The sequence below is a fragment of the Tahibacter sp. genome, from assembly GCF_035481375.1.
Lineage (GTDB): Bacteria > Pseudomonadota > Gammaproteobacteria > Xanthomonadales > Rhodanobacteraceae > Tahibacter.
Genome location: NZ_DATIGT010000258.1, coordinates 1 through 12,787, shown reverse-complemented (window position 1 = coordinate 12,787; position 12,787 = coordinate 1). Strand labels below are relative to the sequence as shown.

Below are 12,787 nucleotides of genomic sequence, written 5' to 3'. Positions count from 1 at the left end.
GCCGCCGATCCGGCTGACCGCGCGCGTCGCGTCGGCGATCTCCACGAGCGGCGCGGCGGTGAAGAACGCCATGTCCGAAATCGCGAGCCTCTCGCCCGGCGCCAGCGTGACGCGATAGCGGCGCTGTTCCTGCGCGTTGGTTGCCGGAACGTGCACCGGATAGCGCGGCACGTCGGGCATCGCGAGCGCGTCGCCGCCGATCACGCGGCGCACGGGAAACAGCGCGAGCGAACCGACGCGACGGACCGGCACGAGCCCCGACTCCTTCGCGACGCGGCGCGACAGGCCGAGCCAGTGCGTGCGCGCCGCGTTGCCGCCGCCGGCGACCGCGTCGCCGCGCGCGCAGGCGATCCGCATCTCGATCGCGTAGTCGTACAGCAGGTGCCGCGCATACGCGCCGTGGACCGACGGCGCGGCTTCCGCGCAAAGCAGCGCGCCGCTGTCGCGCATCGCATAGGCCGGCAGCAACAGCAGCGGCGCCGGCTCGGTGCCGCTGCCGGTCACGTCGAACAGCGCCTGGAAATTGAACGGCCAGCTGCCGCTCACGACGAAGCGCGCCGCGGCGACTGCACAGACGGCGTTCAACGCGATCGCGAGCGCGATCGCCGTCGCGCGCAGCGCGCGCGCCCAGCCCGCGGCGCCGAGCGCGGCGAGTCCGAGCGCGAACGCTCCGAGCGCGACGACGCGCAGCGGCGTCGTCATGTAGTACGTGGTCTGCTGGCGGATCAGCGCCGTCGTCAGCGCGACCGCGACGACGGCGAGCAGCGCGCAGACGACGAGCCGGCGCTGCGCCGGATCGCGCGACTGGCGATACCAGCCGGCCGCCGCCGCGACGGCGAGGAGTCCGAGCACCGCGATCGCCGATGTCGTCAGCCACGCGGGCCATGCGAGCAGCGTCTGCAGCCAGTAGCGCGTGCCGCCGAGCGTGGCCGCATGCAGCACGGCCAGTGCATTCGCCGCGCTGCCCGTGCTCTGGCCGTCGAGCAGGTACGCGCTGCCGGCGCGAAAGTCGGCGAAGTCGTTGCCGATGCTCCACCACAGATACGGCAGCAGCGGCACGAGCGCGATCGCCGCGGCCGACAGCAGCGCGCGCCACTGCAATGCGCGAGTCCAGGCCGCATGCGCGAGCACCGCCAGTCCGATCCAGACGAGACCGATGCTGCTCGGATGCGCGTGCAGCGCGAGCACGAACGCGAGCGCCATGCCGGCGAGCCAGCGTGCGCGCCGCTGCTGCACATAGCGCGTCGCGCAGAGCAGGAACGCGAGCACGAGCGGCGCGGTCAGCACGTAGTGCTGCGGCAGCATCCATTCGACATTCGACCAGGACGGCAGCGCGAGCAGCGCGGCCCAGAGCAGGCCGGCGCGTTCGCCGTGCAGCGCGCGGCCGAGCCGGAACGCGAGCACTATCTGCGTCGCCGACAGCACGCCGAGCACGCAGACCACGCCGAGCCAGCTGCGCGTGATCGCCAGCAGCGCCGCGAGCAGCCAGTACCACGCGGGCCCGAGATGGATCGTGCCGGCCAGCACCGGCCCGGCCAGAGGAATTTCCTCGCCCTGCAGGAAGCGCCAGGCGACGAAGACGTCGCGCGCGAAATCCAGATGCGTCGCCGCGTACGGCACGCGCGCGAGATGCAGCACGACCAGCACGGCGAGCAGCAGCAGCGGCGCGCGCGCGAGGCGTCGTCCGGCGTCGGTTTCCGCGGCGGCGCTCATCGTCAGCTGTCGTTCCCGGGTGCGGCGGTCGCGCGATGGTAGCGGCTCGACGCAGCGACGGCGACGGATCCGCTGGGCTACCCGTTCCGCATCAGGGTGGCCGTCATGCGGCACATCGTCGATTTCGTGATCGAGCCCGGCAAGCTCAAGGGCGTCGCGCGCAGGGTCAAGCCGCTCGGACTCGGGCGCTACGGGAATTCGGCCGAACACGGTTGGCAGCTCGCACTTTTCGCGATGTCGCTGGCGCCGTTTTCGCGCCGCCCGGCGTCGACCTGGAACGCGTCGTCGCGCTGCTGCTCGTGCACGACATCGGCGAAATCGACACCGGCGACACGCTGGCCAGAGCCGGCGCGAGAACGGCATGGGCTACGAACGCGTCGTCGCGCGCGTCGCCGCGCCGATCCGCGACGGCTGTGCTTCTTGGAATCTCAAGAACCGCCGTTCCGGCGGTTCTTGGAGTCGCCGAGCCCGGCGCGGGAACGTCGACGTTTTGCGACGTTCCCCTCCGGGATCACATCGCCGCGCGGCTCGATGCCGCGCGGCGCGACGGCTGGTTCGGCATCGCGCCGCCGGCGTGACGCATCACGGCCATGGCGGCGAGCCGGGGCCGATCTGGTCCTGGATCGTGTTGCCGCAGGACGCCCGGTTGCAGAGCGACTGCAGCGGCGCGTCGAGCGTCGCATGCAGGATGTTGAGGTAATAGGTTTCGCCGGGCACGAGCTGGCAGATGCCCGCATGCGCCGTGCCGACGATCCAGGTGATGTTGCCGTTCGGCCCGGCGTCGTTGACCACGCAGCCGCGCGTGAGCGGCGCCTGCGCGATCGGGTTGAAGTCGCCGCAGGATTTGCTGATCGTCATCGACATGCCGTCGGTCTGCGGCTGCGTTTCCTCGAAGCGCAGCACGCCGCTCGTGTTCGGCGTGATCGTCGCCGGCACGGTGAAGCGCATCGAAACGTACATGTCCTGCGCAATGAAGACGCGCTGGTTGAGATTCGAGCGTCCCGGGAACGGACGCAGCGGCGAGACCTCGTCGAAGTAGCCGAAGATGTTCTCGAACAGCGTGGAATCGGTCTCGCGGCCGTTGCCGGGGGTGTAGTTGAACTCGACGTAGCTCACCGTCGCGCGCGTCAGCCCGGTCGGCGCGATGCAGGCGGACGTACCCGGTACGGCCACGGCGCGCTGCGAGACCACCGGCGCGGCGATGCCGTTGCGCCAGCAGCTCAGGTTGAACGCATAGATGCCCGGCGTGGCCGGCAAGCTGACCGGCACCGAATGCGGGCTCGCGCAGGCCGCCGCCGTGCCGCAGGCATCGCCGCTCGTCGGCCAGCCGCTGACCGGCGACGGAAAAACGCTCGCCGAATAGCTGCAGCGATCAGCGTCGGCGCTCCACGCCACGGTGTGCGCCGCACCGCCCGCACTCGTCGCCGGCAGCTCGGCGAGATCGAGCCCGTCCGTGATCACCGGCGGCATCGGCGCGGAACCGCCCGGACAGTCGCCGCCGAACACGCCGTCGAGTTCGAGATTGCCGCCGGGATCCATGGTCACGCCGTCGGCGCCGGCCGTGACGACGCAGGTCTTGGCCGCGCCGTCCGGCGCGATCCAGTGGACGTTGACCGTGACCTGCGCTCCGGCGATCGCCGGCAGGGCCGCCGCGAGCGCGGCGGCGACGTGACGCTTCAACTTCATCGGATTGCCCCTGAGTTCGCCTGCGGAGCAATCGTCCGCAAACGGGCTCATGGGTGTGCTAACCGACCGTTAAGCCGCGCGCTGGATTTTGTTATATAAATTCACTGATACACAAAACCACTACTGCACGGCCGGCGCCCCGCGAAACCGCCGGCGGCTCAGAGCTGCGCCGGCCACAGCGGCGTCGGCGAGACTTTCTGGTTCTGGATCGTGTTGCCGCAGTAGCCTTCGCAGTAGGTCGTCAGCGGCGCGTTCAGCGAGGCGTGGATGATGTTGAGGAAATACGTCTCGCCGGGCTGCAGCTGACAGACCTGCGCATAACCCGGCGCGTAGCCCCAGAGCAGGTTGCCGTTGGCCATCGCGTTGTTGAGGACGCAGGCGCTCGTCAGCGGCGCCGTCGGTGTCGGACTGAAATCGCCGCAGGACTTGCTGATCGTCATCGACATGCGCGCCGGATTCGTCTGCGGCTGCGTTTCCTCGAAGCGGAACGCGCCGGTCGTCATCACGGTGAGGTCGCTCGGCACGGTGAACTGCATCGCGACGTAGCTGTTGCGCGGCATGAACACGCGCTGGTTGATGTTGGGCGTGCCCGGGAAGGTACGCAGCGGGCCGTCGGCCGTGCTGTAGCCGAAGGTCGGCTCGAAATGCTTGGCGTCGACGACGCGGCCGTTGCTGACCGTGTAATTGAACTCGATATACGCCGTGTCGAGGCGCATGAGGCCGGCCGGTGCGATGCAGCCCGAAACCGGCGGCGTGACCGGCGGCACGGCGACCGTGCGGCGCGACACCGCGACGACGCCCGATCCGTTGCGGCGGCAGCTCAGGTCGAACACATAGTTGCCGGCAATCGCCGGCAGCGTGACCGGTACGCTGTGCGAACTGCGGCAGCTGTCCGCATTGCTGCAGACGTCGCCGCCGACCGGCCAGCCCGCGATCTGTCCCGGCAGGCTGCTCGCGGAATAGCTGCAGGTGTCCGCGTCGGCCGACCAGATGACCGTGTGCGACGCGCCGGCGACGCTGCTCGACGGCAGTTCGTTCGCATCGAGCCCGTTCGTGATGACCGGATCGCTGACCGGCGGCGGCGTGGCGACGGTCGGGCAGTCGGCGCCGAAGGTCGCCGTCGCAAGCAGCTTGCCCGACGCCGGATCCATGTTCACGCCGTTCGCGTCGGTCGTCACGATGCAGGTCTTGGGCGTCCCGTCGGTCGCGGTCCAGTTGAGACGCAGGGTCGTCTGGGCACAGACGGCGGCGGGCAGGACGGCGGCAAAGGCAGCGGCGGCGACGGTCAGACGCGTAACGGGCATCAGCGGTTCCGGACGGCGGAAAGTCCGCAATGGTGCGGTTTTGCACGACCGGCTGCGCTAACGCGCCGTTAAAGCGTGCCGGACAGACGCGGTCGCGGAATCGCCGAGGCATCCGCTCGGCAGGCAAAAATCGTTTCGCACCAATCGATTGCGACGACAGTGAACGCCGCCTGCGCCGCCTCCGGCCGATCGGCCGGAGCGGCGGAATTTACAATTGCGAAACAGCCGCGGGACATGAACATGCCGCCGCGACCGCTTCGCGTCGCCTCAGAGGCTGCCTTTCATGCTGGTCTTTTCGACTTTCCAGGCACCGCCTTCCTTGCGCAGCTTCGAGATGCCCGACGACGTGCCGCCGGACTGGTCGACCGCCTCGATCGTGAGTTCGGCGGTCTCGCCGAAATCCTGGCCGCCGGTCACCGTCGCGGTCTTCGGCGCGAACGACTTCATCATCTCGACCATGGCGCCGAACTGCGGGTCCTTCTGCTGCGCGCGCATCTTGTCGGCCTGCGCCTTGACCACGGTCGCGAGCATCGCGTTGACGTCGCCCTTCTGCATCGCGGCGAGATTGGCCTGGAACACCTTGCCGGGCTCGCCGCCGCCGGCCGGCAGCGCCTTGCCTTTCGCCGCGGGCGCGGCGGCTGCCGCGCTCTTTGCGCCCGCGCCGCCGGCGCTTGCCGTCGCCGGCGCCGTCGCGCCGTAGGCGAGATCGAAGCCGAGGTCGCACTGCAGGTCTTCCTTGTCGTCGTCTTCGAGCGCGAAATCCGCGGCGATGCGCTTCGCGTCGTTCGTGCGCGCGGTCAGCTTGCCGATGTCGCCGCCGGAGGTCGACACGCTCATGCCGGAGCTGCGGTAGTTCACGGTCGCGACCTTGCCTTCCGAAATGCGCAGCTCGAGCCGGTGCGAATCCGCGACGCTCGAACCCTGGTCGGCGATCGCGTAGGTCTTGTTCTCTTCGCCGGCAAGCGCCGCCCTGTCGATCGGAAACGTCGCGAGCACGACCATCGTGTCGAGCTTCTTGTCGTCGAACGGATTGGCGTCCTTGAACACGACGCCGTCGGCGAACGTGAACTTCGCACCGTCATAGCTGCAGCCGCCGCGCACGCTGTCGGCGCGTGCGGCGCCGGCGGCGGCCATCACGGCCGCGGCGGCGGCGAGGACGAAAACCGTCTTTACGGCGGGAAGAGAAGTGGCTTTCATGACGAGGCTCCGTTCGCGGGCGGGATGGCGAGCTAAGAAACGCGCTCCCAGCCGGAAACGAACAAAGCCTCCGGCTCAGGCCAGAGGCATACGTTCACGTGACCTGCCGATCGCGCGCGGTACGACCGGCGCCTTTGGGGAAACCCCGACGCTACGCGGGGATTCCCTTGCCGGCGGGCAGAGCGCCGACCGCCCTGCCCCGCGGCACCGCCGCCGCGCTCACGCGCGCGCCGCGACGGAACCCGTGTAATCGTTGGCCGTCCCGAGCCGGCGCCAGCCGGCGAACTGCAGCGCCGCAATGCCGAGCACGCCGAGCGCCTGGGCGATCACGACGGCCGATCCGGCGGCGGTCGGCTGCAGGCCGGCGCCGTAGAGCACGTAGAAGCTCGCGACGACCCAGGCGAGATTGATTTCCATGATGCTCCAGGCTGCGAACTTGTTCGGCCGGGCTGCCGACAAGGTCAGCGCGAGCAGCACGCCGAACGGCACGAGCACGAAGCCCGCATAGCGCAGCAGCTCGACCGGCAGCCCGGTCAGCGGCGCCAGCGCGTCCGCACCGGCGATCAGCAGCGCCGCGGTCGGAATACAGGTGGAAAGATCCAGCAGCAGCGCGCGGTGGAACAGCGAAAGACTGCTTATGCGGCGGATCGCGTTCATCGACTGACTCCTCTCTTCGTTTGAGTTCGCGAACATTGAGCCGCAGCCGGGTCGTGGCGTCGATTACATCGGAGGTAATACGCGGGTCGCGCGGCCTCGATTACAGTGCGCGAATGAACCTGACCCGCCCCGTAGGCGAACAACTGCGCGACTGGCGCCAGCGCCGCCGCCTGACCCAGATGGACCTCGCCGCCATCGCCGAAACGTCCACGCGCCACGTGAGCTTCATCGAGACCGGCCGCTCGCTGCCGAGCCGGGCGATGCTGATGCGGCTCGTCGAGCGCCTCGAAGTGCCGCTGCGCGAACGCAATCAGCTGCTGACCGCCGCCGGCCTCGCGCCGATGTACCGCGAGAGCCGGCTCGACGCGCCCGCACTCGCGCAGGCGCGCGCCGCCGTCGATCTCGTGCTCAGGGGTCACGAACCCTATCCGGCGCTCGCCGTCGACCGGCACTGGAACATCGTCGCGACGAACCGCGCGATCGCGCCGTTCCTCGCCGGCGCCGCGGCACATCTGCTCGAGCCGCCGATCAACATGATGCGCCTGAGCCTGCATCCCGACGGCCTCGCCACGCGCATCGTCAATTTCGGCCAGATCCGCGCACATCTGCTGCACAACGCGCAGCGCCAGACCGAGGCGACCGGCGATCCGCAGGTCCGCGCGCTGTACGAGGAACTGCTCGCGTATCCCGTGCCGCCCGACACGAACGGCGATCCGCCGAGCCTCGCCGACAGCGTCGCGATGCAACTGCAGCTGCACAGCGACTACGGTGTGCTGTCGTTCATCAGCACGATCACCGTATTCGGCACGCCGCTCGACGTCACGCTGTCGGAACTCGCGATCGAGTCGTTCTTTCCGGCCGACGCGCGCACGGCGGAGGTGCTGAGGGAGTTGATGAACGCGGGTGGCTGACGATCGAGTGCAGGAGTGAGCGGAGAGGAGTGGGAAACGAGTGGCGGGCTTTCCGGCCGGTTTCCGGATCGCAGCGTTATCGCGGAAAATTCAACAACTCCGCAAAAAGCAGGAACGAGCCGTAAACCGCTCTTTTTCTCACTCCTCCAGATTCTTTCCTCGCCCTCCGCCCAGCATCTCCCCGATCTTCGCCGCCAGCAATTCGATCGTGAACGGCTTCGTGATCATCGCCATGTTGGAGCCGAGAAAGCTCGCGCGGATCGCGGCGTTCTCGGCGTAGCCGGTCGCGAACAGGATCGGCAGATCGGGGCGGTGCTTGCGCGCGACCTCGGCGAGCTCGCGGCCGTTCATGCCGGGCAGGCCCACGTCGGAAATCATCAGATCGATGCGCCGCGCCGAGGCGAGCACCGGAATGGCGACGAGCGCCTCGGACGCCTCGATCGCGACGTAGCCGAGCTGTTCGAGCACGACCTTCACGAGCGTGCGCACGGCCTCGTCGTCCTCGACGAGCAGCACGCACTGGCCGTCGCCGTTGCGGTCGATGCCGGCCGGCGGCTTTTCGGCGGACTCGGCCGCGTCTTCGGTTGCGGGCAGGAACAGGCTGACCGTCGTGCCGGCGCCGGGCGTGCTGTCGATGCGCACCTCGCCGCCGCTCTGCTGCGCGAAGCCGTAGACCATCGACAGCCCGAGACCGGTACCCTGCCCCAGCGGCTTGGTCGTGAAGAACGGCTCGAACACCTTGTCGAGCAGCTCCGGCGTCATGCCCACGCCGCTGTCGGACACGCTGATGACGATGTAGCGGCCAGGCTTGAGCGCCGGCTTGTCGGGCCGTGCCGGCGCGTCGGCCACTACGACGCGCGTGCTCACGCAGAGCCTGCCGCCGTCGGGCATCGCATCGCGCGCGTTGATCGCGAGATTGAGGATCGCGCTTTCGAGTTCGCTCGCGTCGGCGATGCCGGCGGGCAGCGCGGCATCGAGTTCCAGAACGACGCTGATGCGCTCGCCCATGGTCCGGCGCAGCAGGTCGCCGAGCGAATCGACGAGCTGGTTGATGTCGATCGGCTTGGAATCCAGCGACTGGCGCCGCGAGAACGCGAGCAGGCGCTGCGTCAGCGACGCCGCGCGATTGGCCGAGGCCAGCGCGAGCTGCACGAACTCGGCGATGCCGTCGGCCTGGCCGCCGTTCAACCGCATGCGCACGATGTCGAGCGAGCCGATCACGCCGGTCAGCATGTTGTTGAAGTCGTGCGCGATGCCGCCGGTCAGCTGGCCTATCGCTTCCATTTTCTGGCTTTGCCGCAGCGCGGCCTCGACGCGTGCGCGCGTCGCGATCTCGGCGTTGAGCTCGGCCGTGCGTTCGGCGACCTTGGTTTCGAGTTCGTCCGCGGCGCGCCGCAGCACTTCTTCGGCCTCCACGCGCGCGGTCACGTCGTGCGCGAAGATGTGGAAGCCGTCGATGTCGCCGGACTCGGTGCGCCGCGGCAGGTAGCGCACTTCCGCTTCGCGCCGCCGTCCGTCGCGATGCGGCCAGCTGACCTGCATCAGCATGTCCTCGCCGCGCAGCGCGCGGTCCATGAACGGCTTGCGCTCGGCGAACACGGCCGCGCCGACCACGTCTTCGATGCGCAGGCCGATAACGCTGGCGGGCGTGCGGTAGATCCAGTCCTCGTAGGCGCGGTTCGCGAAGCGATAGCGGTAGTCGCTGTCGATGAAGCCGATGAACACGGGCAGCGCGTCGGCGACACGGCGCAGTTCCGCCTCGCTCGCGGCCAGCGCCTCGCGGCTCTGCGCGAGCGCGTCGCGGCTCTGCGCGATGTCGGCGAGCTGGTCGCGCATCGCGAACTGGCGCTGCCGGCTGCGCAGCGCGGTGTCGATGCTGCTCAGCAGCGAACGCGAACTCAGCGGACGTTCGAGCACGATCACGTTGCTCGCGAGCTCGGAGAGTTCGCGCGCGCGATGCGGCGGCCCGTAGACCCAGCTCGACTGGCGCGCCGCGAGCAGGATGAACGGCACGTCCGACCACGGCGGCTGCCGCGCGAGCGCCTGCCGCAGCGGCGCGAGATTGCCGCGCACGCCGTCTTCGGTCACGAGCACGGCGCCGGTGTGGTCGTCGAGCGCGCCGGCGATCTCGTCGAGCCCCGCGCAGGTCCATCCGTCGTAGCCGCCTTCGCGCAGCAACTGGGCGACATGCGTCGCGTCGCTGCCGTAAGGCGCGCAGACGAGAATGCGATGGCCTTCCGGAGCGGTTCTATGCATCGACGTTCCGATCTTCCATCAGCGGCTCCCGCGAACCGACGTATTCCGGCGTACCGGTCATCACGCCGCGGAATTCCACGAGCGGCGCGCCGACGCGGACGCCCTGCGCGTCGATGCGCAGCTCGCGGATGCTGTCCTCGTGACTGCCGCCGCGGTTCTTGATCACCGAGATCGCCTTGCGGATGCGGCCGTCGGCCTCGAAGAAGCGGGTCAGGATCACGGCGTCGGCGACATACGAAATATTCAGCGTGCCTGCCGTCATGTTGCCGACGAGGCCGGTCTGCGGATGCACGACGAACGTGACGACGCCCTGCTGGTTCAGGTAGGACAGCAGTTCGTGCATCTGCAGGATGAGCTGCTGCGACTGCGACATCGTCGCGTAGTAGCCGTCGATGCTGTCGATGACGATGACGCGGCAGCCCAGGTCTTCGACGGTTTCGCGGATCCGCGTCGCGAGCTGCCCGGGAGACATCTGCGCCGGATCGACCTGATACAGGCCCAGGCGCCGGCTCTCGATGTGCTTGCCGAGATCCAGGCCCATCGCGTGCGCGCGCGTCAGCAGCGTGCCGACGCGCTCGTCGAATTCGAAGATCGCGCAGGGCTCGCCGCGCTCGCAGGCCGAGTACACGTACTGCAGGCTGATCGTGGTCTTGCCGCTGCCGGCCGGCCCGGTCAGCAGCGTGCAGGTGCCGCGCAGCGGCCCGCCGCCGAGCAGCGCGTCGAGTTCCGGGACGCCGCTCGGTATCGCGTCACCGACGAAAGGCCGGTGGTGATCGGCCGCGATCAGGCGCGGATAGACCTCGATGCCGCCGCGGCGGATGCGCAGGTCGTGGAAGCCTGCGACGAAGTCGATGCCGCGAAGCTTCTGAACTTCCAGGCGCCGCAGCGCCGTGCCGAATTCCGGCGTCACGCGTTCGAGCGTGATTACGCCGTGGCAGAGGCTGTGCAGGTGCGCATCGCGCGAGTTCGCGTCGGCGCTCAGGTCGTCGAGCAGCAGCACGGTGATATTGCGCCCGGCAAAATATTGCTTGAGCGCGAGCACCTGGCGCCGGTAGCGCAGCGGATCCTGAGCGAGGAGACGCAACTCCGACAGGCTGTCGAACACGACGCGCGCGGGCTTGACCGCTTCGACCTGTTCCTGGATCAGACGGATCGTGCCGCCGAGTTCGAGTTCCCACGGATGCAGCACCGACTGGTCGCGCGTGACCCCGAGCATCTCCTCGGCGTTGGCGAGCTCGAACAGCGCCAGCGCGTCGAGATTCCAGCCGTGCGACTGCGCGACGGCGACCAGTTCCTCGGTGGTTTCCGACAGCGTCACGTAGAGCCCGCGCTCGTTGCGCGCAATGCCGTCGAGCAGGAACTGCAGCGCGAGCGTGGTCTTGCCCGAACCCGGTGCGCCTTCGACGAGATAGAGGCGATGCGGCGCGAGCCCGCCGCGCAGCACGATGTCGAGACCTGAAATTCCCGAGGATATCCTCGGCGTTTCTGCGGACATGCGGCCCTCCGGCAACCGACGCCCGCTGCGTCCCCGGACCGGCCGCACGGCCGGCGGCACCGGGACGATTCGAAAGACCGCCCTGCGGGCATGGCCGGCCTGTCGCATCCCTGCTGACCTCGCGAACGAGGTGCGCATCCCTGCGCAGGCAGGCAATCCTCGCGTCCGTCAGACTGCCGCGACGCGGGTGATGGATGCGTGATCGCGCAGGACACCCACGCGCCGATGCATCGGCGGGTTCATTCCGCGATGACGTCGTAGCCGCGTCCTTCGAGGCATCGCGACACGATCGCGCGCTGCTCGTAGGAACCCTCGACGCCGCCGGCGATGCCGTAGCTCGTCGCGCCCCACGCCGCCACGTGCGCGACATCGTCGCCGCGCAGGCCGACCGCGAGCGCGAACAGCGCACCGATCGCCGCACCCGCCGTCGCCGCGCCGACCGCCTTCGCCGCGGCCGGACGCTGATCGGCCAGACGCCGGCACTCGTCCAGATCGGCCTCGTAGCTGCCGCGACTCACACCCGAATCGACGATCGGCCGGTACGCGACCGGCGCGCAGCCGGTGCAGCAGGCCAACAGCACCACCAGCAGAAGTCTCATCGCATTTCCCCTCGTCGAACCGGCCTGCCTGTTGAGAACGACACGCGCTGCGGCAAGCGCACAGGCCATTGAGCTGGGAATCGGGAATGGGGAAACGCAAGAGCCGGCGTGGCTGTCGTTCCGCGTCAACGATTCCCGATTCCAGCCATCACCACGCATTGTCGCCGAACGGCCGCCGGTACCAGACCACGCTGCCGATGCCGAGCAGCAGCAGGCCTGCCCACCACAGCGCACGCGGCCAGGCCGGCGCGCGCGCGAGCACCTGGAGGTCGTCGACGAAGATCGTCTCGCAGGCGCCGTTGCCGCCGTCCTCGCGCGTCGTCGACGTGCCGCGCGCGAACGCGAAACCGGTGTTGTGGCTGTAGCTCGCGAGCTGCCCGCGCAGCCGCACCTGATCGCCGATGCGCAGCGCGCGGATCGCGCGGGCGACGCGCGCGTCGGTCGTCAGCAGATGATTGTTCGACAGCGCGCGTTCGTGCGCACGCGTGACCGGCACGCCGCCCGGATAGGCGTAGTAGCAGGTGAACTGCGCATTGTGGAAACGCATGTAGCGGTATGCGCCGTCGGCTGCATTCGCGCCCCAGACCAGGCAAAGGTCGGCGACGTTCAGATGATCGTTGCTCTCGGCGTGAATCGTGTCCCACCACGTCGCGGAGTCGTGGCTGCTGACGAGGAGACCGGCGATGTCGTAGTCGAACTTCGGTTCGATCCGATAGTCGACGCCTTTCGCGTGCACCGAAAACGGCGCGACGCGCGTCGGCGTCTGCTGCGGCTCCTCGCGCAGTTCCGACGACAATGCCTCGGGCGGCGGCAATGCGTGGCGGTACACGAAACCCGACACGGCGAGCGCGAGGCCGGCAGCGAGCAGCAGACGCAGGCCCGTCATGGCGCGCGGTCGTCTCCGAGCGCCAGCGAAAAGAACCGCGTGCCGGGCAGCCAGGCCTTGCCGTAAGGCGGAATTTCGACGAA

Annotated in this window: 11 protein-coding genes; 2 read left to right on the top strand and 9 right to left on the bottom strand. The window is 69.0% G+C overall.

Features of this window, described 5'->3' with window-relative positions; all coding sequences use genetic code 11:
• The coding region (locus VLF18_RS16850; RefSeq protein ID WP_325280790.1) for a glycosyltransferase family 39 protein at positions 1-1,713 on the bottom strand (1,713 nt) is incomplete at its 3' end.
• Positions 1,714-1,748: 35 nt separating this feature from the next.
• Here VLF18_RS16850 and VLF18_RS16845 point away from each other — a divergent pair.
• On the top strand, positions 1,749-2,291 hold the full coding sequence (locus VLF18_RS16845; RefSeq protein WP_325280789.1) for an HD domain-containing protein: 543 nt from the start codon (positions 1,749-1,751) through the stop codon (positions 2,289-2,291).
• Between the two features lie 4 nt (positions 2,292-2,295).
• On the opposite strand, the gene VLF18_RS16840 is transcribed toward VLF18_RS16845, so the two are convergent.
• From VLF18_RS16840 to VLF18_RS16825, 4 genes are all read right to left on the bottom strand, one after another.
• On the bottom strand, positions 2,296-3,399 hold the full coding sequence (locus VLF18_RS16840) for a hypothetical protein (RefSeq protein WP_325280788.1): 1,104 nt from the start codon (positions 3,397-3,399) through the stop codon (positions 2,296-2,298).
• Between the two features lie 158 nt (positions 3,400-3,557).
• The gene (locus VLF18_RS16835) at positions 3,558-4,703 is read right to left on the bottom strand and encodes a hypothetical protein (protein WP_325280787.1); all 1,146 of its coding nucleotides are present in this window, start codon (positions 4,701-4,703) and stop codon (positions 3,558-3,560) included.
• 267 nt (positions 4,704-4,970) lie between these two features.
• A complete protein-coding gene (locus VLF18_RS16830) occupies positions 4,971-5,900 on the bottom strand; it encodes a hypothetical protein (protein ID WP_325280786.1) in 930 nt (309 codons plus the stop codon).
• Between the two features lie 219 nt (positions 5,901-6,119).
• Positions 6,120-6,557: a hypothetical protein gene (locus tag VLF18_RS16825; RefSeq protein ID WP_325280785.1), complete on the bottom strand. Its 438-nt coding sequence runs from the start codon at positions 6,555-6,557 to the stop codon at positions 6,120-6,122.
• Between the two features lie 113 nt (positions 6,558-6,670).
• On the opposite strand from VLF18_RS16825, the gene VLF18_RS16820 reads away from it, so the two are divergent.
• On the top strand, positions 6,671-7,468 hold the full coding sequence (locus tag VLF18_RS16820) for a helix-turn-helix transcriptional regulator (RefSeq protein ID WP_325280784.1): 798 nt from the start codon (positions 6,671-6,673) through the stop codon (positions 7,466-7,468).
• A 138-nt stretch (positions 7,469-7,606) separates the two neighbouring features.
• Here VLF18_RS16820 and VLF18_RS16815 read toward each other — a convergent pair whose 3' ends face one another.
• The 4 genes from VLF18_RS16815 to VLF18_RS16800 all read right to left on the bottom strand — a co-directional run bounded on the left by VLF18_RS16815 (position 7,607) and on the right by VLF18_RS16800 (position 12,704).
• Entirely contained in the window at positions 7,607-9,724 is a 2,118-nt protein-coding gene (locus VLF18_RS16815) for a hybrid sensor histidine kinase/response regulator (protein WP_325280783.1), read from the bottom strand.
• On the bottom strand, positions 9,717-11,219 hold the full coding sequence (locus VLF18_RS16810) for an ATPase domain-containing protein (protein WP_325280782.1): 1,503 nt from the start codon (positions 11,217-11,219) through the stop codon (positions 9,717-9,719). Before VLF18_RS16810 ends, VLF18_RS16815 begins: the two co-directional genes overlap by 8 nt.
• Before the next feature lie 239 nt (positions 11,220-11,458).
• Positions 11,459-11,818 carry a hypothetical protein gene (locus VLF18_RS16805; protein WP_325280781.1) on the bottom strand — a complete coding sequence of 120 codons (360 nt, stop codon included), beginning with the start codon at positions 11,816-11,818 and terminating at the stop codon, positions 11,459-11,461.
• A gap of 148 nt (positions 11,819-11,966) precedes the next feature.
• The gene (locus VLF18_RS16800) at positions 11,967-12,704 is read right to left on the bottom strand and encodes a hypothetical protein (RefSeq protein ID WP_325280780.1); all 738 of its coding nucleotides are present in this window, start codon (positions 12,702-12,704) and stop codon (positions 11,967-11,969) included.
• Positions 12,705-12,787 lie beyond the last annotated feature (83 nt).

Coding starts and splice junctions, on each gene's coding strand:
- VLF18_RS16815 (WP_325280783.1), bottom strand. CDS start 9,724: ATGCATAGAACCGCTCCGGAAGGCCATCGCATTCTCGTCTGCGCGCCT.
- VLF18_RS16845 (WP_325280789.1), top strand. CDS start 1,749: ATGGTAGCGGCTCGACGCAGCGACGGCGACGGATCCGCTGGGCTACCC.
- VLF18_RS16820 (WP_325280784.1), top strand. CDS start 6,671: ATGAACCTGACCCGCCCCGTAGGCGAACAACTGCGCGACTGGCGCCAG.
- VLF18_RS16825 (WP_325280785.1), bottom strand. CDS start 6,557: ATGAACGCGATCCGCCGCATAAGCAGTCTTTCGCTGTTCCACCGCGCG.
- VLF18_RS16830 (WP_325280786.1), bottom strand. CDS start 5,900: ATGAAAGCCACTTCTCTTCCCGCCGTAAAGACGGTTTTCGTCCTCGCC.
- VLF18_RS16810 (WP_325280782.1), bottom strand. CDS start 11,219: ATGTCCGCAGAAACGCCGAGGATATCCTCGGGAATTTCAGGTCTCGAC.
- VLF18_RS16840 (WP_325280788.1), bottom strand. CDS start 3,399: ATGAAGTTGAAGCGTCACGTCGCCGCCGCGCTCGCGGCGGCCCTGCCG.
- VLF18_RS16805 (WP_325280781.1), bottom strand. CDS start 11,818: ATGAGACTTCTGCTGGTGGTGCTGTTGGCCTGCTGCACCGGCTGCGCG.
- VLF18_RS16835 (WP_325280787.1), bottom strand. CDS start 4,703: ATGCCCGTTACGCGTCTGACCGTCGCCGCCGCTGCCTTTGCCGCCGTC.
- VLF18_RS16800 (WP_325280780.1), bottom strand. CDS start 12,704: ATGACGGGCCTGCGTCTGCTGCTCGCTGCCGGCCTCGCGCTCGCCGTG.